Consider the following 24,388-nt stretch of genomic DNA (forward strand, 5'->3'; position numbering starts at 1 on the left):
GCATCTTGATGGCGGCTGTCATGCGATTATTGCGTCTTCCTGCCATCGGATGACGCGGGGTGCAAATGAGGAGATGGGCGTTCTGTGCAGTGGCAGCGTGTTCGGTCTTTCCTCATTCCGGGATGGTCCGAAGGACCAGACCCGGAATGACGGAGACTAATCCGCGTACGACGAAATCTCGATCAGGCTGCCGTCGGGATCCCGGCAATAGACCGAGCGCAGCGTGCCGCGGGCGCCTTGCCGCGGGCCTGGACCGGCCTCGATCGCGATGCCATGTGCAGCCAGATGCGCCGCCACCTCGTCCGGTGTTGCCGAGGTGAGGAAGCAGAGGTCCTCGCTGCCGGCGGTCGGATGGTCGGCGGTGAACCACTCCACCCTGTCGGCATCGCGCTGGCGCACGTTGATCCTCTGGTTACCGAATTGAAGGAAAGTCCGCGGCGCTTTGCCGCCGCCGGGATCGAACACCTTGACTTCCATGCCGAGAATCTTGCGGTACCACTCCGCTGTCGCCGCAACATCGCTGACGTTGATCACGAGATGATCCAGGGCATGAACCTTGACCGTCATGTCTCATCCTTTCGTCATGATGCGCCCCGCGCACTTTCCGCCCGCGACGACCTTTGTTACAACCCGATCGGCTCGACCTACAAGCTATTCGACCTTCAAGAACAACACTGGGAGAACCCTTGAGATGATCACTCGCCGTACCGCGCTGGGCCTGCTCGCCGCCAGTCCGCTTGCAGCCACCCCGCTGTCGAAGGCCCTTGCCGCCGATTATCCGGCCCGGCCCGTGAAATGGGTGGTGGGCTATCCGCCGGGCGGCGCCACCGACATCCTGGCGCGCCTGATCGGCCAGCGGCTTTCGGAAAAGCTCGGCCAGCAATTCGTGGTCGAGAACAAGCCGGGTGCCGGCAACAACATCGCAACCGAATCGGTCATCAATGCCGAGCCCGACGGCTACACGCTGCAGCTGGTCAACCCGGCCAATTACATCAACGCCTCGCTCTACAAGAACCTCAAGTTCAACTTCGTGAACGACATGGCGCCGGTCGCCTCGTTCCAGCGCGTGCCGAACGTGATGACCGTCAACAAGGACGTGCCGGCCAAGAACGTCGCCGAGTTCATCGAATATGTGAAGGCCAATCCCGGCAAGGTCAACATGGCCTCGTCCGGCAACGGCACCTCGGTGCATCTCTCCGGCGAGATGTTCATGGCCATGACCGGCTGCAAGATGCAGCACGTGCCCTATCGCGGCGCGGCGCCCGCGATCACCGACATGCTCGCCGGACAGGTGCAGGTGATCTTCGACAACATGCCTTCGATCATCCAGCACATCCGCTCCGGCTCGCTTCGTGCGATCGGCGTCACCACGGCGGAGCGCTCGCCGCAGCTGCCCGACGTGCAGACGGTCGCCGAAACCGTGAAGGGCTACGAGGCCAGCGCGCTGTTCGGCATGGGCGCGCCCAAGAACACGCCGAAGGACATCATTGCCAAGCTCAACGCCGAGGTCAACGCGGTGCTCAAGGAGCCCGACATGGCCAAGCGTCTGGTCGAGCTCGGCGGCGAGCCGCGGCCGCAGACTCCGGAAGCGTTCGGCGAGGAGATCAAGGCCGAGACCGAGAAGTGGCGGAAGGTCGTCGAGTTCGCCGGCCTGAAGGTCGAGTAGCGATCCCGGAAATGACGGGAATGAAGCCCTGCCGTTCGGCAGGGCTTTTTTCTTACGCGCTTCGTTTCCTTGGTCTGGGCCGAGCTGGCCGCGGTCGCTCTACCGCTTCGCGTCCGCCTGCTCCGTGCCGGTACACGAGATCAACATCGTGTAGGCGCGGGCGTTCGCGGCGATGTCGGCGGCTTTCTGCTCGCCCTTTGGTTCCCCAGTCCGATAAGGCACCACGGAATTGTCGAGGAAGTCGCGCAGCGCGCCGGTCTTGATGGCGAAGTTGATGTTCTCGGTCAACTGCCCGGTCTCTTTGATCATCCTGAGCGCGTTGAGCTTGGCAACGACGACGCCTGCGACTTGACCGGACATGTCGAAGAGGGGGCCTCCACTGTTGCCAGCTTGAATTGCCGCGCTGATCTGCAGGCGTCCCGTGTGATTGCGGAAGCCGCTGAGCGAGCTGACGATGCCCGTGGTCACGGTCAGGTCGGAGGAAAGATAGCCGTGCAGCGGGAAGCCGATGGCCACTACGGAATCGCCGGAGTGCATGGAGCGGTCCCGAATCCTGGCGAAGTCCTTGAATGACGCCGTCGCCGGCGCTTGCAGCAGCGCAAGATCGTTGGTCGCGTCGCTGGAGACGACGCGCAGAACCATGGCGGCCTCCCCGGCGAGATTGCCCTTGATCTCGCCGGTGCAGCTATCGATCACGTGACTGTTGGTGACGATATGTCCGTTGGGACTCACCACGAAACCAGTCCCCGTGAAGGTCCCGGTCCGAGCCGGCTTGGCGGGAGGCGCGCCCTGCTTGTCGCCGGCCATTGCCGGCTTTGCCGCGCCCTTGGCGAAGTCGCCGGCCTTGTCGAGCCCGTCGGCTTTCACTCTCGTGACGCAATTGGCCAGTGCGGCGATGACCGGCCCGGTCGACGTCAGATCGAAGTTCAGAACCGTGCGGCCGGCGGTCGCCACCATCAGGCTCGCCTTCTGGAACGTCCGCACGACGTTGAGCGGCATGACGGCCGTGAGCATGTTGGGCTGATACGCCGTCGCGTACAGCCTGGCCTGCTCCTGGCCATCGAAGGTCACGTCGATGGCGGCGTTCTCGCCCTTGTTGAAGTTGTAGCCGGGACTTGCAAAGGCCAGCAACCAAGTGCCGGCGGAATTCTGGCTCACGACCAGGATGACGCCGTTCGCATAGGGCGATGTGGCGGCGCAATGCGAGAAGGCGCCGGTCTCATCGTTGCTGAACGCGCCCCCGATCCAGTTACCGATCTTGAGGCTGCCAAAGGGGCCTTTCGCATCGGCGGTGCCGGCGAGAGCCAACTGTGACAACAACGCAATGATCAATGACTTAAGCCACATACTCCGCCCCCGGCCGCTCTCGCGCACATCTTATCTGCCGGAACGGGCTTTGCGCAACCGGCAGTTGTTCGCCGCAAAACAGATCCGCTCGCCGCGGTTCGCGGTTGCGTTTGCTTTGCATCGCTGTATACTTTGCGATACAAAGTAGCCGGCAATCCCGGCGAGCAAGTGTGAGCGAGGTTTCGGCGTTGCCGATGCGCGATCTCGACAAGGCGCTGGCCGACATCGTGACGATCCGCAGCCAGATCGCGGCGGGCACGGCTTTCCGCGGCTACGGCCCGGCGACGATGGCCGCGACCGGGGCCGTCGCGCTCATCACAGCGGTGCTGCAATTCTGGCTGCTCGGCGATCCCACGGGTGAGCCGCTCGGCTTCTTCGCCGGCTGGTTCGTCGCTGCCGCGCTGTCCGTCTTGATGATCGGGATCGAGATGCGGGCGCGTTCGCGCCGCCATCATTCGGGTCTGGCCGACGCCATGATCCACCAGGCGGTCGAGCAGTTCCTGCCCGCAGGCGTTGCCGGCGTGCTGCTCGCGGTGGTGATGTGGAAGTTCGCGGCCGAGACGTTGTGGCTGCTGCCGGGCCTGTGGCAAATCCTGGTGTCGATCGGCATTTTCGCCTCCGTCCGCTCGCTGCCGCGCCCCGTGGCGCTCGCCGGCGCCTGGTATTTCGTGTCCGGCTTTTCGGTGGTGGTGATCGCGAGCCAGACCCACACGCTGTCACCATGGACCATGGGCCTGCCCTTTCTGATCGGGCAGTCGCTGATGGCGGCCATTCTGCATGTCGCATCCGGAGACCATGATGTCGAAGACTGACAGCGCACCCTTCTCCTACGAAGGGCTCGACCGCGTGATTCACGAGAAGGCGAGGCTCGGGCTTCTGACCTCGCTGATGGCGCATCCCAAGGGGCTGGCCTTTGCCGACCTCAAGCAGCTGTGCGGCCTCACCGACGGCAATCTCAGCCGACACCTTGCGGTGCTCCAGGAGGCCGGCCTCGTCGACGTGACCAAGGGCTACGAGGGAAACCGTCCGCACACCACTTGCCGCCTCACCAAGATCGGGCGCCGCCGTTTCCTCGATTATCTCGCCGTGCTGGAACGCCTGGTGCGCGACGCCGCCAGGGCCGCCGGCCGCGAGGCGCCGCCGCTCGGCCGCCTCGGCATCGTCTCGACCTGATCCTTCCCCTTTTTTGACCGGAGACTTTGCAATGCAAAGTGATGCGTCCCATAGCGAGAAGCTTCATGTCGGCATCATCATGGACGGCAACGGGAGATGGGCGACACGGCGCGGCCTGTCGCGCGTGCGCGGCCACGAGGCCGGCGTCGAGACCATCCGTCGCATCGTCGAGGCCGCGTCCAAGCAGGGCATCGGTACGCTGACGCTCTACGCCTTCTCCACCGACAATTGGCGGAGGCCAAAGGCCGAGGTAGCCGCATTGATGACCTTGCTGCGCTTCTATCTCGCCAACGAGGTGCAGAGCCTGGTCAAGAACGGCGTGCGGCTCACCGTGATCGGTCGCCGCGATCGCCTGCCCGAAGGCATCGCCAGCGCGATCGCGCAGGCCGAACAGGCCACCGCCGGGGGCGACACGCTGCATTTGCGCATCGCGGTCGATTACTCCGCGCGCGATGCCATCCTCAATGCCGCGGCGAAGGCGGCGGCGCTGACCAGCATCACCCGCGAGGCCTTCTCGCAGCTCGTCACCGGCGAAGCCGGCCTGCGCGACGTCGATCTCATCATCCGCACCTCGGGCGAGAAGCGGCTCTCGGACTTCCTGCTCTGGGAAGGGGCCTATGCCGAGCTGCACTTCACCGAGCGGATGTGGCCCGAGTTCGACGCCGGCGATCTCGCCGCGGCGCTGGCCTCCTTCCACGGCCGCGAGCGCCGCTTTGGCGGCCTCCAGGCGATCCTGCCGGAGGAGGTGCCGTCACTCTCCCGTGTGTGACGCGTTTTCAGCGGCGCGGACGGATCAGTTGCCGGCGGATTCCAGGATTCCTCGATCGGCCAGTGTCCCGGCAAGCTGCTCGGTGTAGATGATCCGTCCCCACCGGTGCAAATGCGACGGATAATGCGCAAAGAGGATATCCAGCATGACGGCCGGGGTGTCGAGAAACTGCGAGGGATCAAGGCCAAGGCGAGCCGCAATTTTCCTGCCGGCGTCGGTGTGGAAGCTCTGCGGGCCGCCCTGGGCATTGACCGAATTGACCGGCGCGATCACGAGATAGATCTTTGAGCGATCGAGCTTCGAAAGCGTTGCGGACAGAGAGTCGAGAGCCTTTTCGAATTCCGCGTTCATCACGAACGGTTTTGAATCGGGTAGCGGCTTGAGAAGAGCGTGACCGGCCAGCGTGGCCCTGAAAGCTTTCAGCGAACGCACATTGAGCATCCGGTTGGGCTCAATGGCGCCGCCATGCTCGCGCCAAATGGTCGAAATGAACTGGTCCTTGCCGCCGTAGTAGACCGCATAAGCGCCCGGGAGCGGGTTGTACACCGCCCGCTCCATCAGCAGCCGGATATATTCGAGCCCCCCGGCCGGAAAGGTCAGGACGGAAGGAGCTTCGAAATGGTCCGTCCTGATGAAATCCGGCCACGCGTCCCATCTTGGATCGCGCTCGAACTGGACCGGACTGAACACCAGAACGAGCTTCCTCGGTTGGCGTCCGCGGGCGATCATCTTGTCGAGCATGGCAGCGTAGCCATCCGGGCCGACGAACCCGATGGTGCAGAACGATTCGACGTTCGATCCCGGAAACGCCTGCAAGAGGGTCGGGACGTGAACTCCGAAAAGGCACGAGCTGTCGCCGAGAAAAGCGAGATCGGAGGTCGGCAGCCGCTCGGAACGCCTGATCTGCTCGAGCACGATATAGGTCTCGATCCCGCGCGACCATTGATGCTTGCTCTGCTGGTAGATGTAATGCGCGCTACCGAGAATGAGTGCGGTCAATACCGCGACCGGAACAAATTCGCGCGCCACCGTCTGGACCGCATGGCTCAGCGGCCATTTTTCGATCGCCTGGATCGTGCGCTTCAGCATGGCTAGAACTGAAAGTAGATGAAGGTGGCGTTGACATGCCCGGACGCCGCGATGGTCACGGCCGCCAGAGCCGCAAACAGCGGATATCTCATCCACGCAGGCCGGTGAAGCAGGAAATAGTCACCGCGCAACTGTAGCTGCCATTCCAGGAGCATCAGCGGGCCGGCCAACGACAGAATTGCCAGCACGATGGCGCTGTGCACCGGCGCCCATTCCCAGTTCGCGAGAGCGCTCAGCATGCCGACCAGCAAGGTCCAATTGGCGGCTCGAAAGAGAAACCAGCCGACAAACACGACCAGCATCGTGACGGCCCAGCCAGCGCCGCGAGCCGCCTTTGACGACGGCGCGTCTCCGCCCGGCACCCTGCGCCATAGCGCCAGAGCTGCGCCATGAAGCAGCCCCCAAAGCACGAAAGTCCAGGATGCGCCGTGCCAGAGGCCTCCCAACGCCATGGTCAGCATCAGATTCCGGTTCGTGATCGCCGCGCCGTGGCGGTTGCCCCCGAGCGGGATATACAGATAGTCCCGCAGCCATGTGCTGAGGCTGATGTGCCAGCGTCGCCAGAACTCGCTGATCGAAACCGACCAATAAGGGTAACGGAAATTCCAAATCAGCTCGAAGCCGAACAGCAGTGCAACGCCTTTTGCGATCAGGCTATATCCGTTGAAATCGGCATAGATCTGGATGCCGAATGCGATCGTGGCGAGCACGACCGACCAGCCAAAGGGCTGATCCGGAATGAAGAGCGTGTCGACGATCACCGCCAGGCTGTCCGCCACCACGATCTTCATGGCATAGCCGTAAATCAGGAGCCAGAGCGCGCGCTCGGCGTGGTCGGCCGTGAATTGGCGCGGCTTGGAAAATTGATCCAGGAGATTGCTGGCTCTTTCGATCGGTCCCGCCACGAGCTGCGGGAAGAACGCCTTGAAGGCGAGAAACTTGACGAGGCTTCTCTCCGCGACGTGTCTGCCGCGATAGACGTCCACCACATAGGCGATGCCCTGGAAGGTGATGAACGAGATGCCGAGCGGCAAGACGATGTGCAATGTCGGCAGGTTCGCACGTAGTCCTGCGCGCTGCGCAAGCGTCGCGAACGAATCGACGAAGAAGTTGAAATACTTGAATATCGCGAGAACGACCATCGCCGCCGCGACCGCGGCAAAAACCAGAAGCTTTCGGGTGTGTTCGTGAGGGGTCGCGGCGATCAGGATCGCCGCCGCGTAATTGACGATGGAAATTCCGATCAGCAAGGGCAGGAAGCGCCAGTCCCACCAGCCGTAAAAAACGTAGCTTGCCGTCAATATGATCAGATTTTGGACCGGGAGCCTGGAAGTCGCGTGGTATAGCAGGAAGGTCGCGGGGACGAGACAGAGGAACGCGACGGAGACAAAGGACATTGCAGGAATAAGTCACATTATTGGGCTGCGACACCGCTCGTGTTCCGCTCCGTCGGAAAACGATACGGGCGGACGTGCCACCGGGATCGCGCAATCGATCACAGTTCAGGGAAAGCGGCGACTGATGCCTGTTTACTACTGCAACATCCAATAGCAACTTTGAGGCGAAATCAACCGTTTCGGCCGTGCGCGGGCTCTCGGAGGGTGCGCCCCTGGGACGCACACCCGACAATCTGCGCCCTGGGCGCATCATCATCACGGACTTCACCTCCGCGGTGCTGGACCTGTGGCGCGAACTCTGATGTCGTGACGGGCCCTCAATCGCTCGTGTCCGCATGCCCTCCTTCAAGACCATTCGCGCCCGCGCCGAGAAACGCAAGGGCGGGCCCAAGGCCCTGGAAAAGCTGATGCCGGGAAAGCCCGACCTGAAGCGTCTGGCCAAGCTCGGCGACGATCGCATTCTGGCCGAGATGACCAAGCGAGTGTTCTGCGCCGGTTTCGCCTGGAGCGTGATCGATTCGAAATGGGATGGCTTTGAAGAGGCCTTCCTGCATTTCCAGCCTGCCAAGCTCAGCTTCCAGCCGGAAGATTATTGGGAAGGCCTGTTGCGCGACGCGCGCATCGTGCGCAACGGGGCCAAGATCATGTCGGTGCGCGACAACGCCGCGTTCGTCCAGGAGATCGCGAAGGAGCATGGCAGCTTCGCCAAGTTTCTGGCGAAATGGCCGTCGTCCAACCAGATCGGCCTGCTCGATCTCCTGACCAGGCGCGGCAGCCGTCTGGGCGGCAACACCGGCCAGATGCTGCTGCGCTTCGTCGGCTGGGACGGCTTTGTGACGTCCAAGGACGTCGTCGTCTGCCTGCGCGATGCCGGTCTCGACATTGCAGAAGAGGTCAAGTCGAGGGGCGATCTCGCCAAGGTGCAGGCGCAGTTCAACGCCTGGGCCGAGGAAACCGGCCTGCCCTACACTTATCTATCGCGCATCTGCGCGCTGTCGGTGGGCGAGAACCGCAGCGAATAATCTGTGAGCCTGGCTCAGCCGGCAGATCGTGTGCATCCTGTGGCGATCTCGTGCCGTGAGCGCGGCAGATGCGAACGCGCGATCACAAAATGCATTTCGCCGGAACATTTGTCTGCAGCACCTGTTCGGGCTTGAGCCAGGCGGACAAAGGTGCAGGGAACGCGCGCTCCCGCCCAGGCCAATGAAACCGGACACAGAACGGAGCAGCTCATGAAGCTCACATCCGAACAGGTGAAGCAGACCGTCAACCAGCTCGGCGCCCAAGTGCTGCCTGACGAGCATCCCGCCATGCCGCAGCTCAACAGCATGTTCGGCGAGCACACCTTCTTCGTCGACGAAATGGGCCTCAAGGTGCTCGAGCCCACTGCGTCGCCCAGCGCCGATCGCCAGAGCGGTGAAGTCGTCAGCCTCGCCGATTGGGGCGATTCCGACCTGACCCGCCTGATGGCGCACGAGCCCGAGCCGACCGGCGTGATCGTGGTGTTCGAGCACATGCGGCATTGAGTGTGACGCGGGTGCTGCCTAGGCTTGCTCCGCCTCTCCCGCTTGCCGGAGAGGCGGTCGGGCTTGCCGAGCGCGGCGGGTGAGGGCTCTCGCCACATAGGGACGTCCTCAGCTGTTCTCGATCACCTTGCGTTTCCGGCGAGCGGCCTCGCTCAAATGCCGAGCGTCAGCTGCGGCTCCGCGTCGTCGCCGGCCTGGAGGGCGGACAGCGAGACACCCAGCAGCCTGACGCGCTTTCCCAGCGGCATCTCGGCCTCGAGCAGGCCGCAGGCCAGCCGCTCCAGATCGTCCCGGCCCCTGACCGCGGCCAGGACGGACCGGCTGCGCGTGATGATCTCGAAGTCGGCGAACTTGATCTTCAGGGTGACGGTCCGGCCGCGATTGCCGGTCGCCTCGCAATGGCGCCAGACCTTGTCGACGAGAGGTCTGAGCTCGGCGGCCAGCGCGTCATATTCGGCCAGATCGGTCGAGAACGTGTTCTCCGCGCCGATGGACTTGCGAATCCGGTTGGCCCGAACCGGCCGTTCGTCGACGCCGCGCGAGATCCAGTAATAATAGGCGCCCGACTTGCCGAAATTCGCATTCATGAACTCCAGCGTCTGGTTGCGGATGTCGAGGCCGGTGAACAGGCCGAGCGAATTCATCTTCGCGGCAGTCGCCGGCCCGATGCCGTGAAACTTGCCGACCGGCAGCGTTTCGACGAAAGCCGGTCCCATCTCCGGCGCGATCACGAACTGCCCGTTGGGCTTGCGATGATCGGAGGCGAGCTTGGCCAGAAACTTGTTGTAGGAGATGCCGGCCGACGCGTTGAGGCCGGTTTCGGCCTTGATCTTCTCGCGGATCCGCAGCGCGATGTCTCGCGCCAGCGGGATGCCTTGCCGATTTTCCGTCACGTCGAGATAGGCCTCGTCGAGCGACAACGGTTCGATAACAGGCGTGTGCTCGGCGAAGATGTCGCGGATCTGCCTGGAGATCGCCTTGTAGACCTCGAAGCGCGGCCTGACGAAGATCAGGTCCGGACATTGCCGCTTCGCCGTCACCGACGGCATGGCGGAGCGAACGCCGAACTTGCGCGCCTCGTAGCTGGCGGCCGCGACGACGCCGCGCTCCGCCGAGCCTCCGACCGCAACCGGCTGTCCGCGCAGCTGCGGATTGTCGCGTTGTTCCACCGACGCGTAGAACGCATCCATGTCGATATGGATGATCTTGCGCACCGGCGCAGCCTTGCCAGTCACCGGGTCGGATTCGCTCATGGAAAGATGATACAATTGCAGCATGAGAAGTGCGAGGTGACGGATGTTTCAGTTGGTGCTGTTCGTGGTGGGCGTGGTCGGCATCGGCTGGCTGATCGGCGCGACCAATCCGCCCGGCGAGTGGTATGCCGGGCTTGCCAAGCCGGGCTTCGTGCCGCCGAACTGGGCGTTCCCGGTGGCCTGGACCATCCTCTACACGCTCATCGCCATTGCGGGATGGCGGACCTTTCGCCGCGACCCCCGGGGCAAAGCGATGCTGGCCTGGGCCGCGCAGATGGCCCTGAACTTTGCATGGTCTCCGGTCATGTTCACGATGCACCAGATTGGCGCCGCGCTCGTCATCCTCATCGCGCTGCTCGGCGCGATCGTGACCTATATCGGCCTCGAGCTGTCACGCGACAGGCTGGCCGCCGCCTTGTTCGTGCCCTACGCGGCGTGGGTCGCATTTGCCGGCGTGCTCAATGCGGCGATCTGGCGGTTGAATTGAGACGATCGGTCTCGACCGATTCAAAAGACAATCTCAGGCATGTGAGTGGCAAGCATGGACACGCGACCCAATATGAGCCGCGGGAGGACAGCCCATGCAGTACAGCTCCGAGCTCATTCAAACCATGCGTCAAGCGCTGGAGACCGTGATGGCGAGCGTGCCGTCCCATCAATCAGTGTTCGGCCTGAAAGCAGCCGTCGCCGAATGCATCCTGCACGCCGCCGCGCACGGCCAGACGTCGTATGACGGATTGGTGACGGCCGCGTCCGACCAGCTCCAGGCGATCATCGCGATGCTGACGTGAGTGGCGGGACCTGAATGGCTGGCCGCTGGCGCGCCATTCAGAACAAAACTACGAACTCATATACAATTGAAATTACTATGTAATTTCCGACCTTACGCTTGTCGAAGCCTACACCGCGTAGAAGCCAGGGGAACAGGCTCTGTGCGTGCTTCATCACCTCGGCAACCAGCGAGCTATCCCGCGTCACCAACAGAAGGCACTCCGTCCAGCCCGTGGCGATATCGACCATCGTTAGGGTTTGGATGAACGATCGCGCCACCGACGTGCCGCCGTGGGCGACCCGTCGACCTCGCAGAAGCCCGGCGGCGGATTGTTCCAGTCATTCACTTCATCATTCCATATCAGCGTAACAAACACAAAATTCCATATCAGCGTAACAAACACAAAAATGGCGCCTGACGTCAAGACAGCGAAGATCATTGGTTCGAGGCCCGGAAGTACAGAACGCACCGGCGCCCGCGACGTCACGACGAAGTGCAGCGGCCGAGCCGAGCGAGCTGTCGTCGGCGAACGGCGACGGCATTCCTTTCTAAGCGAGGCAATCGACGATCATGAGATCGTCGCGCTGGCCGTGCGGGGATCGACGACCCCACCCAGCATTGCTTCACCATCCAAAAAACGCAGGATGTCTCGCCCAGCGGCCAGGGCAATGTCGCGCCGTACGGCAGCGACAGCAGAGCCGAGATGGGGCGTCATGACAGTGCCAGGATGCGCCAGCAGCCGCGGCTCGATGCAAGTCGGACGGTCCTGTCGTGCCCAGTCTTCCACTTCGAATACGTCGGCGGCATAACCGCCGAGGTGGCCCGACTCGAGAGAATTGGCAACTGCAACCTCATCAACCAGGGAGCCCCGCGCCGGGTTGATCAGGAGAGCGCCCGGTTTCATTCCGGCCAAGATTTCAGCATTGATCAGGTGCAAGGAATTCGCGGCGAGGGGTAGAGCCAACACTATATAGTCACTCTCGGCGAGCAGCTGTGCAAGATCGCGCCGTATGAGGCCAAACGCGTCCTCCTTGGCAGGCGAAAGTGGTCTCGCATCATAATAGGCCAACCGGCAGCGAAATGCACGGAGCCGGTGCGCGATCGCCTGCCCAACAGAGCCCATTCCGACAATTCCTACGGCTGCTCCGTCAAGGCCTGTTCCGTAGAGGATTGGGCGCCACCCCGCAAAGGATTTTTCCCGGATCAACCGGTCGCCCGCAAGCAGGTTCCGGCCAAGAGCTATCATGAGCCCCACGGTCAGTTCAGCCGTTGGGGCCGTCAACAGGTCTGGGACGATACTCACTGCGACACCGCGACGTCGACAGGCGGCGAGATCGAAATTGTCAGCACCCTTGAGAGCACAGGCGATAACCCGCAGATGCGGACACTGTTCGAGAAATTCATCGTCGATATGGTCCGTCATGAACGCGATCATGGCATCCGCATTCCGTAATCGGGATAGTATGGTCTCCCTTAGCCATGGCTGCCGTGAAAGATTGACCTCGACGTCCCCACGGACCCGCAGCAAATCGATGACTTCGGAATGCACCCAGTTTGTGATCAAAGTCTTTCGTGTCATCGGTCGAGCTTCCTCAGGAATTGGCGGAGTGGTCTGCACGATTATTTACGATTGGTCAGAGACCGGTGGCTGAAATGCCGCTGTCATGCGGCGCACGGCAGAAACGATGAGGATGACGGATACAGAACCTTGCCGACCACGACATTGCCCTTGCTGCCCAGGTGGCGATCTGCACTCACGCATCGGATGTCGTGCCTGCCGCGCTGCAAAACCGGGCAAATTGACGAGACAGGGATGTCTCCGGACTTTCTCCGGAAACCCCCAAGAACAGATTCTTGAATATGTCGGCTTCCTCGATGTCGATCGCTACGAGAGAGCCAAAGGCCATATCCTCGGTAACCGAACAAGCAAGCACGATCGACACGCCAAGATTTGCCTTAACCGCTTCCTTTACTGCTGCTGTACTGCCGAGCTGGCGCTCAATCCGGAGTTTTTCGACATCCTTGCCAAAAAGGCTTCCAAGGAGGCGCCCGGTTCCAGTTCCAGGCTCGCCGCCCATCATCGGATACTCCAACAGCTCTTTTTTGCTGATACAGCCGCGTTGGGCCAGGGGATGATTTGGTGCCACGATCACGACAAGCTTTTCTCGACGCCAGCGCAGCCACTCCACCGAAGCATGATCTTCGGCCCATTCGGTCATGATCACATCGGCTTCACCAGATAGGAGCGCATCGATCGCGCGTCGATTGGCGCCGATACGAAGATCGACGATTCCTTCTCGACCCAGCTGCCTTTCGAAGCCAGCAACCAAGCGAGGCGCGAGGAATACGCCGACGTTGCCGCTTGCCGCGACAACGAGATGGCGCTCCTCAATCAGCTCGCGGGCTCGCTCAGCTGTGGCGAGCAATGATCGCGCATGTGGCAGAAAGAGCTCGCCCTCTCGTGTTGGAGCCGAGTGGCCTCTGTTGCGCACGACTAGCGGAACGCCGAAAAACTCCTCAAGCTTTCGCAGTTGTTGCGAGACGGTGGGCTGCGAGCACGACAAGCGCGTCGCCGCAGACTGGATGCTTCCTTCATCTATGATCGCAAGAAACGTCTGAACTTGAGATAGAACTAGCATCTGGGTCTCAGTCTCCTGCTGACGGATTAACTTCGCCAACGCTCCACCGGTTGGCCTGATCGTCTTGTTCACGCGCCGGCGGCGGCATCGCGGAATAGTTGCTCTTGAACAAATGCGCGCCGAATACGCGAACTCACGCGAAATTAGATTATTGACATTACAAAACGAAATCTTTTTCAAGATAAATCCGATTTTCCGATGATAAAAATGTCTGATTATTTGCTTTTATTGTCATTCTATAGCGAGTTTCTTAAATCGTCATCATATCGTAATACGAATGTTATTCAATTTTCATTCGTTAATATAATTCTACCCTCGCAACTAGGCGCAAGACGATAGCCCACGTTGCAAGCGCAAGGCACGGCGTGCGGTCGATGCCTCAAACAGAATTGATCTATGGAGACTTTCATGCTGACGCGTCGTCGTTTCGGAGCGCTTGCCGCCTCCTCTATTTCTGCAGCTTCGCTCGGCCTTGCCGCCAGCGCGGCTCGCGGTCAGGAAATGCGCAATGGCAAACTGCATCTGCGGTTTGCTATCGCCCCACTTCGTCCAACCCCAGCCATCACCCTCAAGGAATTCGAGCCCGTCTTCAAATACATCGCTGACGAGATGGGGGCCACCTACGAACTGGTGTCCCCCGAAAGCTGGTCTGCAATATCGGTCGCTATGACCAATGGCCACGTAGATGTGGGCTGGCTCGGACCGTGGGGTTATGTGCTGGCATATCACCGGGTCGGCACTGAAGTGCTCGCGACTGCAAAATATCGTGGCAAGCCGTTTTACCACGCCATCATCGAAGGACGGCCGGATCTTTCGATCAAGGAGTTCCCGAAGGACGCAAAGGGAATGAAGCTGTCGCTGAGCGATCAGGGCAATACGTCCGGCTGGCTCGTCCCCTACGCCTTCCTGGTGAAAAACGGCATTGATCCGCGTGATTTCTTCCAGTTGCGCGAGGGCGCAACTTTCGGAAACAACGTCTCGATGATCCAGCAGGGCCTGATCGACCTCGGTTCAAACATGGATCGAGGTCGCAACGGCATGATCGAAGCTGGCGAAATGGACCCCAACAAGGTCAAGGTCTATTGGACTTCCGATCAACTTCCGAATGACGCTATCTGCGTGCCGAAGAATTTCGATCCGGAGTTGAAGAAGAAACTCCTGGCGATCCTGGTCGGGCTTTCGGAGGAGAAAGCGCAGTCGCTCATGGGCAGCGGGTACAACGGTTTTGTCCCTGCGAGCCACAAGGACTACGCGATCATCGAGGAAGCCGGACGCGTAACCGGCAAGCTGCGCACCTGATTACATTCAGTTGGGCGAGCGCATTCTGGCGCCCTGCCCGTATTCCTGCGCGACCGGCGGCGGGTGGATATTTTCAGCGCTCGTCGGTCGCACGAAATCAATGGACGAACTCATTACCAGGCCAGCGGTCTCACCGCTCTGGGACGACGAGTTGCCGTAATTGCGGGGGAGGATCTGTGTTGATCGCTGACTTGTCAGAAAAACGCTTTATGGAGCCTGGTGTACGGGTATTTTGTTGGCGCAACATTCGGAACGTCCTGATCTTTATCTGCGTAGCGGCGTTCTTGGCCACTTGCTTCTCGGCCGTGCGGATCGACATTTACAAACTGGCCAGCGGCCTTCCCAAGATCGCGAACTGGTTCGTGCAGATGTTTCCTCCCGACCTGCGCGACATCGACCGAATCCTGCGCGATGCATTCCAGACCCTGGCCATGGCAACTGTAGGGACGATATTCGCTCTCGTGATCTGTTTGCCGTTGGTGCCGCTCGCCGCACGCAACACGACACCGAATATGCTGATCTACCGCCTAGTGCGAGGCCTGTTCTCCGTGCTGCGAGGGACGGAAATCCTAGTATTCGCCTTGATCTTCGTTGCGGCCGTCGGGTTCGGCCCCTTCACCGGCGTGCTTGCGATCACGTTCAATATGGTCGGCGCCCTGGGTAAGTTGCTCACCGAGGTAATCGAGCCGGCCGACCCTGGCCCGGTGGAGGCCGTCCAACTCACAGGCGCGGGCCCCGTGAAGACCTTTCGCTATGCGCTGCTTCCTGATGTCTGGCCGAACATCATCGCGACGACGCTGTACATCTGGGAGTTCAATGTCCGAGCCTCGACCGTACTCGGTATCGTCGGCGCGGGCGGAATCGGGCAGACGCTGAAGGACTCCATCGACCTGCTCGATTTTCCAAAGATGCTGACCGTTCTCGGCGTCATCCTGATTATGGTCGTCGCCATAGACAGTTTGAGCTCCTGGGTGCGTAACAAAATTCTGAATCCCGACGCGGCCAGCAGCGCTGGTCATGGCGCACCGGTACGGCTCAGCAGAGGAGAAATGCCTTGAATACCGTCACACCGATCGATCTGACCCGTTGCCAACCATTCGATGCTGCGCAGACCGACGTCATCACTGTGCGAAATCTCTGCAAGTCATTTAACACCCGCAGGGTCCTCGACGACGTGTCCTTTTCGATCCCCAGAGGGAAGTTCGTCGTGCTTTTGGGACCGAGCGGCGGTGGGAAGTCCACATTGTTCCGCTGTCTCACCCGCCTAATCGAGCCTGATAGCGGTCATATCAGCATCAACAACACCACAATAACGAGTCTAAACGCCGGCGCACTAAACGATTTTCGCCGCCAAGTGGGGTTCATCTTCCAGCAGTTCAACCTCGTCAAGCGCCTCAGCGCCCTGGATAACGTGCTTGCGGCTAGGCTCAGCTACACGTCGACGATGCGCGCGATGCTGCGGCGCTTCTCGAAATCCGACCGGCAACTCGCCTTGGCTTGCCTTGATAGTGTTGGCCTGCTCGACCAAGCCTATCAGAAAGCCCAAACGCTTTCCGGAGGCCAGCAGCAGCGCGTGGCGATCGCTCGAGCCTTCGCCCAGCAGGGCGAATTGATCCTGGCCGATGAGCCAATATCGAGCCTCGACCCGGAGTCTTCCGAGAATATTCTCCAGATCCTTCAGCAAGCAGCTCGTGATTGCGGCTTTTCCGTCTTGTGCAGCCTGCACCAGGTCGAGTTGGCGGTTCGTTATGCCGACCGCATTGTGGCGCTCAAGGATGGCCGGATCTTCTTCGACGGGCCGTCGGACGATTTCAAGGCGAGTGTGCGCGAGGAGCTCTATAGTGCGGTCAAAGCATAAGCGTCCAAGATCGTACGGTGCAGGCGGGCCTATTGCCGGTACGCAGGAGATCGCGGCGATCGAGACGGCGCTGCTGTCGCACGGCACCGCACGCGACGGGCTGCTGGAAATCCTTCTCGACATCCGTGACCGCCAGGGGAGCGTCTCCCAAGCTGGGCTTCAGTATATCGCGGAACGTCTTCGGCTTACCTCGGCCGAGGTCTACGAAGTGGCGACGGCGTTTCCGGCCGTAAACTACGGCGCCACTGTTCCCTACGGCAACTATACGAACAATTGCTGCGACTTGGTCTGTGCGCTGTTGCGCGGACCAGCGGACATCGATCGCGAGATGCGTCCCGGCGTTTGCGGAGGACGTTGCGACGTGCCGGACTCCGAACCGGCGCCGCGATCGTTCGAGACGTTTCGCGCGGCCGGCGGTTACACAGTCGTCAACAGGCTGCAGCGGATGCCGACGGAAAAAAATCAAATTCTGCAGAACATCGCTGGCCGGAACGCTGTCGGTCGAGCTGGCGTCGGGTTTCCCGTGCATCGCAAGTGGCAAAGCCTGATTGCGACAGGAGGAGAGCCGGTGGTGGTCGTCAATGCGGACGAAGGCGAACTTGCGACGTTCAAGGATCGCTTCATCCTGCAGAGCGATCCGCACGGCGTACTGGAAGCCGCGCTCGTTGCCGCATCGGTTACCGGAGCAAAGCAGCTATTTTTCTATCTGCGCGACGATTACGCGGATCTTCATGCCATTGTGCGTCGCGCGATCGACGATACGGTCGCCGCAGGTTTGACCGCGGGGCTCGATGTCCATCTGCGGCGTAGTGGCGGCGCCTATATCTGCGGCGAGGAAACTGCTCTGATTGCCAGCCTGGAGGGGCGGCCTGCTCGCCCGCGTGAGCGTCCGCCCTATCCGACTGAGCGCGGGTTGCAGGGACGACCGACGCTGGTCCACAACGTCGAGACCCTTTACCGCCTTCGCGGCGCCTGGGGCGCGGTCCACGAGGATGCCGTGCCGGTTTCCGCCCTGCTCGATCCCGATATGCTGCTCTACAGCGTGTCCGGTCGGGTTCGGAAACCTGGGCCCAAACTAATCCGGGCCCTGCCTTCGCTCGACGCGCTTGTGCGAGCGGCTGGTGGTATGCGCGAGGAGGAAGAGCTCGGCGGTGTCGTCATCGGCGGATCGGCAGGGACTATAGTTCCGGCTTCCCGCTGCGGCGTGCCGCTGGCCGAGCTTCTGGCATCGGGGCTGAGCCTCGGCACCGGCAGCGCCGTCGTGTTCGGCAAGACCGACGACATTCGATGGATCGCCGAAAAAATGGCGGGCTTTCTTGCGCGGGAGAGTTGCGGACAATGCGCTCCCTGCCGTATCGGTACCGCCAAGATGGCGCGCGCGCTCGCGGGCGGGCCACTCGATCGCCGCCTGCTCGATGACCTCGCCTCGGTGATGAGCGAAGCGTCCATTTGCGGCCTCGGTCGAAGCGCCGGAAAGTTCCTCGCGCGGGTCACCCCGATCCTAACGGAGCATGAGCGATGAATTTTTTCGACATCGACATCGATGGCAAGACGGTTCCGGCCGCCGTCGGCATAACCATTCTCGAGGCGGCTGTTGCGGCGGGGGTCGACCTGCCGCATCTCTGCGCCTGTATGCGCGAAGGCTATCTGCCCATCGCCGCATGCCGGACGTGTCTCGTCGAGTTGAACAACCATGACGGCCTTGTGCCGGCTTGCCGCCACAGCGTTGCGCCAGGGATGGTGGTCCGTTCGGATAGTGCCCTGTCGAGGCGCACGCGACGCACCGTTGTGGAACTCCTTGCATCTGAAATGAGCGAGCCGGCGGCGAAGCGGCACCCGGATGGGCTTTTCCAGCGCCTAGTGCGACGGGTCGAGGCCGATAGTGGCCGGTTCGGCAACCGCGCGGTGCGCTCGGAGCCGGACCGAAATCATTCTGCGATCACCGTCGATGCGGACGCGTGCATCCGCTGCGGCCTGTGCAGGTCCGCCTGCCAGGACGTTCAGGTCAACGGCGTGATCTCGCTCGCCGGTCACGGTGACGGACTCCACGTTGCGTTCGATACCGGCAAGGATATCGGCGACAGCAGTTGCGTGTCCTGCGGAGAGTGCGTCCAGGTGTGCCCCACAGGCGCCTTGTCACCGGCCGTGCTCTTCGCGCCTGAAGCACCGGTAGCGATCGAGTATTCGGCGGAGACGGTCTGCCCATTCTGCAGCGTCGGTTGCCGGGTAAATCTGCATGTCGCCGAGGATCGCGTCGTGTATGCTGACGGCGCGGATGGGCCGGCCAACCACGGTCGGCTTTGCGTCAAGGGACGCTTCGGCTTCGGCTACCTGCGACATGCCGAGCGTCTTACCGTCCCGCTCATCAGACGCGACGACGCCCCCAAAGATGCTTCGCATAATTTTCGGGGCGCCGAGGTACTGGAGATGTTTCGCCCCGCGACCTGGGACGAAGCGCTGGATCGTGCCGCGTCCGGCTTCGCCGACCTAAGAGATCGTCACGGAGGGGATGTCTTGGCCGTTCTCGGATCGGCCAAGGGAACCAACGAGGACGCATATATTCTCCAGAAGCTTGCACGGACCGGCTTCGGCACCGCCCATATCGATCATTGCACCCGGCTTTGCGCCTCGGTACCGCCACTCGCGGAAGCCATCGGGTTTTCCGCCGTCACTGTCCCGATCGAGCAGATAGTTAACGCGGATGTGGCTCTTATGGTCGGCTCGAACCCTGAAGTGAACCACCCCGTTGCCGCCTCGATCATGAAAAACGCCATTCGGCGCGGTACCAAGCTCATCCTGATCGATCCTTACGAGCAACCATTAGCGCGGCTGGCGACAGTCCACCTGCAATTGCGACCCGGTACGGACGTCCAACTTTTGTCGGCTATGACGAAGCTCGTGATTGCCGAAGGGCTCTATGACAGCAAGTTTGTCGATGATCGACTGGAGGGTTTCGACGAACTTGTCCAGCGCGTCGAAGCCTATACGCCGGACGTGGCGGCCCGAATCTGTGGCGTTTCAGCTGAAGCCATCGTGGAGGCCGCTCGTCTTTTCGCGAAGGCGCCGGCCGCCATGTGCTTTTGGGGAATGGGCGCCTCTCAGCATGTGCACGGAGCCGACAATATCCGCGCAACGATCGCCTTTGCTTTGGTCTGCGGACAGATCGGGCGCTCGGGGACTGGCCTTCATCCGCTCCGTGGGCAGAACAATGTGCAGGGATCCTGCGACGCAGGTCTATTGCCGCATTATTTTCCCGGCTACCGCACGCTTGACGACGCTGTGCAGAGAAGCCTTTTCGAGACGCTATGGAAGACGCAGATTCCGATCGGGTCAGGGCTTTCTGTTGTTGAGATTATGGATGCCGCCAAAGCCGGAAAGATGAAGGGGCTCTATGTCGTCGGCGGAAATCCCGCCATGGCGAATCCCGATCTTGCCGCCACCAGGGAAGCCGTCGCCCGATTGGACCACCTCGTGGTTCAAGACATCTTCCCAACCGAGACGGCCGCCTTTGCTGATGTGATCCTTCCAGCGGCCGCACTTGCGGAAAGATCCGGGACTGTCACGAACACCGACCGGATCATCCAGTTCGTCGAGCCTGTGCTATCGCCTCCGGGCATGGCCCGCGAGGACTGGGCAATCGCCTGCGCCATCGCGGCTCGGCTAGGACTGTCTTGGGCGCGGGACTCGCACGAGGCGATTTTTGATGAAATGGCGTCGGTTGTTCCTGTCCTCAACGGCTTGAGCTGGCAAAAGCTCAAGACCGAACGCGGCGTGCGGTATCCTCTCAATCCGAACGATCCGCTACGGATGGATCACCCGATAGGAAGCAATCAGATACCGCAGGACAGCCTGTTCTCGACCGGCTTTCCACGAGGCCCCCGGGCTCGGCTCGCAGCCCTGGAAGGTAAGTGTCCCAGCGAACTGCCCGACGCAGCGTTTCCCTTCACGCTGATTACAGGGCGCGTCCGCGAGCATTGGCATACGGGCTCGATGACGCGACGATCTGACGTGCTCGACGCGTTAAGTCCTGAAGCACTGCTCCACGTCTGCCCCTCCGACTTCGACCGACTGGCTCTTTCGTCGGACTACTTGGTAACCGTGGAGACTCGCCGAGGGGCTGTAACTGTTCGTCCGGTCTCCGATCAGCGAATTCAGCAAGGCGTTATCTGGATGGCAATGTCGTTCTTCGAGGCCGCAGCAAATGAACTGACCATCAATAAACTCGATGCATACACACGCGTGCCGGAATACAAGTACTGCTCCGCTAAAATCGTTGTGAACAAGGTCAACTAAATGCCGCCACTTTAACTGACGCCGCGAATTCACACAAGCGAGCGCTAACAATACGCAGAATTCGCTGAAGGCAGGATAGCACGACGCCGGGCGGGGTCGGGGTGCGTGCTCATCTGCGCCGCCTGGTACGGCACATGTGGATGCGGTGGCACAAGACGCGAATTACGTTCCGCGGCGACGTAGTCCCCGGTCAGGCCAAAGCGCCGACATAACCTTCTTCTCTCACGCCGCATTCGCAGCGCAGAGTGACAAGCTGTCCCGCCGACATGGCTTTCACCTCGATATGCATTGCGGGCTTGTGCAGGTCCGATCGAACGCCGCACCGAACAGTAACGTTCAGCGATTGATGTGAGCAGTACGCGTAAAGATATCAATCTGAAGGCAGAGATTGCCACACCCGTTCAAAAAACTGTTGCGTGTGAATAATAAGCGTCCAAGAGTGCCCTCTCCACCGCATGGTGGATCGATAGTTTAGCGTGCCGATCGACGTCGGGACCCCGCGCCGATTCACAAGCGAGTTTGCAGCATCCTGAAGATGCACAGGTGTGATCTCTGCAACCTTCTGCATCATTCTGCGTCTCGTGCATAGCTTTGCAGAGACTTGCAGAGGCTGCTTCGGCGGCTTAGATCTATCTGACATGCGGAGAAGTCGACATGCCGAGTAACAAGGAGCTTGAGGCGGGGCTGAAGGCGATGACCGAGGACTTCCATCTGCCTAACGGGGGACGGAAACGGTTGTCGCTGCTCGTCGCCAACCATCTGTGGTGGTTCGATGCTGCCGAACGCCGCGGCATGAGCTGGCGTGACATGATCGGCATGCTGACCGCCGCCGGCGTGAGCGGTAGAGGAGGACAGCCCCTGAGCGTCGGGACATTGTCATCCACAGTCTGGCGCGCGCGAACCGAAAAGGAACCGGGGGTGGACAATCAGCGCCGGGAACAAGACTTTGAGTCGGAAGCGATCCAACCGCGTGCGAAGGCACCTGGAAAAGCAACACGCCGTTCGGCCGCTCCGTTGCGGCAAGAAAGACGTGCGGCACCGCCTCAGGAGGTCATCGATGCCCCGACCGATAGGCGGACTTCGAGTTCATCGCCGCGATTGGCCGATGGAGAACGGAGAGAGCGGGCCAACAAGGACGTATTGGCCTTCATGGACAGGGCTCGAAAAGTTCGTCGCCGGTCGGAAGTTTAATTCCCGCCGCTCTTTTGATGAGGAAGCGCGGTGTATGCCCGGAGCTGATCCTTCCAATCACTAGACGGTCTCCGTTGACTTGACGCTGACATTGCCATTGCAATACGCAGTCAGAATCACGTCGTCGGAGGCCTGCTTCAGAATGTCCGAGGATCCAGAGACAATCGGGCTCCGCCCGATGGTTGTCGATGGCGAGGTCCAGGTTGACGACTATGAAGTGGTCTGGCGCGGACTTTCGATCGGAAGAATCCTGAAGCAGCCGCACACTCGGCATTGGTGGTGGGGATGCAATGTCTATGGTCAGAATCCCACGCCCGGCGACAGGGGAGTCGCCATTGATTTCAGGGACGGTCAGGTGCGGTTCAAGCTTGCATGGGCCAGGATCAGACCGACTCTGACAGAGCAGGACATTGCGACTGCGGCCCAGCACGCCGAAAGGCTCGCCCAACAAAGGCTGTCCGAGAAGCCGCAGCCCGAAGTGCCGCTCCAGGTTCTGGACAACCAGCGCACAGCACCGCGCCAGCGTGTGCTGAAGTCCGGCATCATCGAGTTCAATGGCGGCGCCATCGATTGCGTCGTACGAAACATCTCTGACACCGGCGCGGCGCTCGACGTGGCCAGTCCGCTAGGCATTCCGTCGGAGTTCAATCTGCTGCTGTCTGGAACGCGCACGCATCAACGTTGTCGAGTGGTTTGGCGTCAAGAAAAGCGAATTGGCGTTACATTTGAATGAGACCGGCATTCGCCACTGCGTGAACAGAAGCTGGTGAACGCGGAAGACGCTGTGGGGGGCGTGTTCAACGTCGAGGGATTGCTGTGGCTTGTTCGAGCGAGGGATTGCTGGACGCAGTTTCACTAGGCTGGGTGAAAACGAAACGGGTAGTGACGGGCACTTCCGCGTCGGCGCTGCCGGCTTGACCGATAAGGATTAAGCCGGCTCCGCCATTTGCCACATTCAGAATGATTGGCTCACCGCTCCAAGTCTTGATCGGCTCCATTGCAATCGTGAGGAATTCACCGATCGGCTGATCGAAGTATTGAATTCGCAGCTGCGGGCCGACCTCAGCGGCAGACAGTTCAAAGCCGAGTCCTTTAGCGCGCGAGTAAACTGCTGCCAGTCCTACGTTGTCCGTCGCGAACCCAAGCTCGGCTGGGGACACGGTGACAATATTTATCTCAATCTTCTTAGAGCTTACAGTGAAGCTCGGTCGAGCGAGGATTTCGGCGGCCTGCCCGCCAACGTTGCAGCCCACCGCGTCCATCGCGTTACGCAGCGCAAGAGGGTTGGCAAAGGTGCCGATCTTGATTTGTTTCCATGTCGCAACATCACGGACCGACCTGATCGGCTGCGTGGGACAGGATGTGTCTTTCCGTTCAGCTGGTTCTGCAAGACGTCGCGGGATGAGCATTGAGCCCGTGCAGTGTTTACGAATGAAAGGAGAAAAGCTGCACATAGTATGGATGCCAGTAGGTATTGACCTGCTCGTGCTGCATTTGGAATGCGATTGCCTGCCACGCGATCGGCTCGGCTTGTCTGGATAGACATGGCGAAAATCGCCTTTTGGTAAGCTTGACTGAAAAAGGCCCGCCTCCGAGTCTGGGGAAGAACGGAGGGGAATGACGTCCATGAACATTCCCGGCCGACCTTGAAATGGGTCCGGAGGCGGGGCCTATGGCTCAAGTATTTCAATTTCCAAAAAATCGGCGAGCGGCAGTCCGTAAGCCTGTGATTGTCCGCCCATCAGACCAGAAGGAATGATGCAGCTATAAGGATAGCACTAAGATCTCCTCGCTTCAATTGCGAAGGACGGCGCGTTGGTGTGAGGTAGCTGAGTATTCGTCAGACGCCGCCAAATCCGCCATGTTAAGAGGACATGGATAGCATCTCCCTATTCGAGGCGGCTTAGCGGCTGGGAGATTGCCCGACAAGTGCGCGAAGGCGAGCGAGCTTTTTCCCGTCATTTACACGACGGCCTGGTCCACGCACAAATGGCCGTCGCGAGGGATGCCCAACAGCATCCTGCTGACGAAACCATTTGCGCCAGCCCAGCTCATCACTGAACTGTCTCGGTTGCTCAATACGGGCTCACCGGAGAAGTCAATGTTACGGCCGAGC

At 60.8% G+C, this 24,388-nt stretch carries 23 protein-coding genes; 15 read left to right on the forward strand and 8 right to left on the reverse strand.

What is annotated here, in order from left to right; genetic code table 11:
* Nucleotides 1-156 precede the first annotated feature (156 nt).
* Nucleotides 157-567 (reverse strand): VOC family protein, encoded by a 411-nt coding sequence (locus K410_RS0104295; RefSeq protein WP_028133697.1) that lies wholly within the window; start codon nucleotides 565-567, stop codon nucleotides 157-159.
* Between the two features lie 124 nt (nucleotides 568-691).
* Between K410_RS0104295 and K410_RS0104300 the strand changes: the two genes are divergently transcribed.
* Complete coding sequence (locus K410_RS0104300) at nucleotides 692-1,666, forward strand: Bug family tripartite tricarboxylate transporter substrate binding protein (protein ID WP_028133698.1); 975 nt, start codon at nucleotides 692-694, stop codon at nucleotides 1,664-1,666.
* A gap of 99 nt (nucleotides 1,667-1,765) precedes the next feature.
* Here K410_RS0104300 and K410_RS0104305 read toward each other — a convergent pair whose 3' ends face one another.
* Nucleotides 1,766-3,013 (reverse strand): S1C family serine protease, encoded by a 1,248-nt coding sequence (locus tag K410_RS0104305; protein ID WP_028133699.1) that lies wholly within the window; start codon nucleotides 3,011-3,013, stop codon nucleotides 1,766-1,768.
* Nucleotides 3,014-3,207: 194 nt separating this feature from the next.
* Between K410_RS0104305 and K410_RS0104310 the strand changes: the two genes are divergently transcribed.
* Genes K410_RS0104310 through K410_RS0104320 form a run of 3 tightly spaced genes read left to right on the forward strand, consistent with a single transcriptional unit; the run spans nucleotide 3,208 to nucleotide 4,955 of the window.
* Nucleotides 3,208-3,825: a hypothetical protein gene (locus K410_RS0104310; protein WP_028133700.1), complete on the forward strand. Its 618-nt coding sequence runs from the start codon at nucleotides 3,208-3,210 to the stop codon at nucleotides 3,823-3,825.
* Nucleotides 3,812-4,186, forward strand: a complete 375-nt coding sequence (locus tag K410_RS0104315) for a transcriptional regulator (protein WP_028133701.1) — start codon at nucleotides 3,812-3,814, stop codon at nucleotides 4,184-4,186. The genes K410_RS0104310 and K410_RS0104315 overlap by 14 nt, the downstream gene beginning before the upstream one ends.
* A 31-nt stretch (nucleotides 4,187-4,217) precedes the next feature.
* Nucleotides 4,218-4,955 carry a di-trans,poly-cis-decaprenylcistransferase gene (locus K410_RS0104320; RefSeq protein WP_028133702.1) on the forward strand — a complete coding sequence of 246 codons (738 nt, stop codon included), beginning with the start codon at nucleotides 4,218-4,220 and terminating at the stop codon, nucleotides 4,953-4,955.
* A gap of 24 nt (nucleotides 4,956-4,979) precedes the next feature.
* Here the strand turns inward: K410_RS0104320 and K410_RS0104325 are convergent, their stop codons facing one another.
* Nucleotides 4,980-6,140 carry a hypothetical protein gene (locus tag K410_RS0104325; RefSeq protein WP_155253221.1) on the reverse strand — a complete coding sequence of 387 codons (1,161 nt, stop codon included), beginning with the start codon at nucleotides 6,138-6,140 and terminating at the stop codon, nucleotides 4,980-4,982.
* Nucleotides 6,047-7,441: an MBOAT family O-acyltransferase gene (locus tag K410_RS0104330; protein WP_028133704.1), complete on the reverse strand. Its 1,395-nt coding sequence runs from the start codon at nucleotides 7,439-7,441 to the stop codon at nucleotides 6,047-6,049. The genes K410_RS0104325 and K410_RS0104330 overlap by 94 nt, the downstream gene beginning before the upstream one ends.
* A gap of 335 nt (nucleotides 7,442-7,776) precedes the next feature.
* Here K410_RS0104330 and K410_RS0104340 point away from each other — a divergent pair, with 335 nt between their 5' ends.
* Nucleotides 7,777-8,463: a DNA-3-methyladenine glycosylase I gene (locus K410_RS0104340; RefSeq protein WP_028133705.1), complete on the forward strand. Its 687-nt coding sequence runs from the start codon at nucleotides 7,777-7,779 to the stop codon at nucleotides 8,461-8,463.
* A gap of 210 nt (nucleotides 8,464-8,673) precedes the next feature.
* Nucleotides 8,674-8,967, forward strand: a complete 294-nt coding sequence (locus K410_RS0104345) for a hypothetical protein (protein ID WP_028133706.1) — start codon at nucleotides 8,674-8,676, stop codon at nucleotides 8,965-8,967.
* 152 nt (nucleotides 8,968-9,119) lie between these two features.
* Here K410_RS0104345 and dinB read toward each other — a convergent pair whose 3' ends face one another.
* Nucleotides 9,120-10,220: a DNA polymerase IV gene (dinB, locus tag K410_RS0104350; protein WP_028133707.1), complete on the reverse strand. Its 1,101-nt coding sequence runs from the start codon at nucleotides 10,218-10,220 to the stop codon at nucleotides 9,120-9,122.
* A 43-nt stretch (nucleotides 10,221-10,263) separates the two neighbouring features.
* On the opposite strand from dinB, the gene K410_RS0104355 reads away from it, so the two are divergent.
* Together K410_RS0104355 and K410_RS0104360 are read left to right on the forward strand one after the other, a co-directional pair.
* Entirely contained in the window at nucleotides 10,264-10,707 is a 444-nt protein-coding gene (locus K410_RS0104355; RefSeq protein ID WP_028133708.1) for a TspO/MBR family protein, read from the forward strand.
* A 94-nt stretch (nucleotides 10,708-10,801) separates the two neighbouring features.
* The gene (locus tag K410_RS0104360; protein WP_028133709.1) at nucleotides 10,802-11,011 is read left to right on the forward strand and encodes a hypothetical protein; all 210 of its coding nucleotides are present in this window, start codon (nucleotides 10,802-10,804) and stop codon (nucleotides 11,009-11,011) included.
* A gap of 549 nt (nucleotides 11,012-11,560) precedes the next feature.
* On the opposite strand, the gene K410_RS0104370 is transcribed toward K410_RS0104360, so the two are convergent.
* Both K410_RS0104370 and K410_RS36475 read right to left on the reverse strand, forming a co-directional pair.
* Nucleotides 11,561-12,571, reverse strand: a complete 1,011-nt coding sequence (locus K410_RS0104370) for a phosphonate dehydrogenase (RefSeq protein ID WP_028133711.1) — start codon at nucleotides 12,569-12,571, stop codon at nucleotides 11,561-11,563.
* 175 nt (nucleotides 12,572-12,746) lie between these two features.
* On the reverse strand, nucleotides 12,747-13,811 hold the full coding sequence (locus K410_RS36475) for a LysR family transcriptional regulator (RefSeq protein ID WP_155253222.1): 1,065 nt from the start codon (nucleotides 13,809-13,811) through the stop codon (nucleotides 12,747-12,749).
* 228 nt (nucleotides 13,812-14,039) lie between these two features.
* Here K410_RS36475 and K410_RS0104380 point away from each other — a divergent pair, with 228 nt between their 5' ends.
* The 7 genes from K410_RS0104380 (at nucleotide 14,040) to K410_RS0104405 (ending at nucleotide 23,005) form a co-directional block, all read left to right on the forward strand.
* A complete protein-coding gene (locus K410_RS0104380; protein WP_210164231.1) occupies nucleotides 14,040-14,930 on the forward strand; it encodes a phosphate/phosphite/phosphonate ABC transporter substrate-binding protein in 891 nt (296 codons plus the stop codon).
* A gap of 179 nt (nucleotides 14,931-15,109) precedes the next feature.
* The gene (phnE, locus tag K410_RS36480; RefSeq protein WP_245269324.1) at nucleotides 15,110-15,988 is read left to right on the forward strand and encodes a phosphonate ABC transporter, permease protein PhnE; all 879 of its coding nucleotides are present in this window, start codon (nucleotides 15,110-15,112) and stop codon (nucleotides 15,986-15,988) included.
* Complete coding sequence (gene phnC, locus K410_RS0104390; RefSeq protein ID WP_049819927.1) at nucleotides 15,985-16,788, forward strand: phosphonate ABC transporter ATP-binding protein; 804 nt, start codon at nucleotides 15,985-15,987, stop codon at nucleotides 16,786-16,788. The genes phnE and phnC overlap by 4 nt, the downstream gene beginning before the upstream one ends.
* Entirely contained in the window at nucleotides 16,772-18,310 is a 1,539-nt protein-coding gene (locus K410_RS36485) for an NADH-ubiquinone oxidoreductase-F iron-sulfur binding region domain-containing protein (protein ID WP_049819928.1), read from the forward strand. The genes phnC and K410_RS36485 overlap by 17 nt, the downstream gene beginning before the upstream one ends.
* On the forward strand, nucleotides 18,307-21,081 hold the full coding sequence (locus tag K410_RS0104400) for a molybdopterin-dependent oxidoreductase (protein ID WP_028133714.1): 2,775 nt from the start codon (nucleotides 18,307-18,309) through the stop codon (nucleotides 21,079-21,081). The genes K410_RS36485 and K410_RS0104400 overlap by 4 nt, the downstream gene beginning before the upstream one ends.
* Before the next feature lie 654 nt (nucleotides 21,082-21,735).
* Nucleotides 21,736-22,272, forward strand: coding sequence for a hypothetical protein (locus K410_RS39240; protein WP_155253224.1), 537 nt, complete (start codon nucleotides 21,736-21,738; stop codon nucleotides 22,270-22,272).
* A gap of 493 nt (nucleotides 22,273-22,765) precedes the next feature.
* The gene (locus tag K410_RS0104405) at nucleotides 22,766-23,005 is read left to right on the forward strand and encodes a PilZ domain-containing protein (protein ID WP_028133715.1); all 240 of its coding nucleotides are present in this window, start codon (nucleotides 22,766-22,768) and stop codon (nucleotides 23,003-23,005) included.
* A 64-nt stretch (nucleotides 23,006-23,069) separates the two neighbouring features.
* Here the strand turns inward: K410_RS0104405 and K410_RS0104410 are convergent, their stop codons facing one another.
* Nucleotides 23,070-23,681: a hypothetical protein gene (locus K410_RS0104410; protein WP_196235987.1), complete on the reverse strand. Its 612-nt coding sequence runs from the start codon at nucleotides 23,679-23,681 to the stop codon at nucleotides 23,070-23,072.
* Nucleotides 23,682-24,388 lie beyond the last annotated feature (707 nt).

Source organism: Bradyrhizobium sp. 22 (genome assembly GCF_000482425.1).
GTDB lineage: Bacteria > Pseudomonadota > Alphaproteobacteria > Rhizobiales > Xanthobacteraceae > Bradyrhizobium > Bradyrhizobium japonicum_B.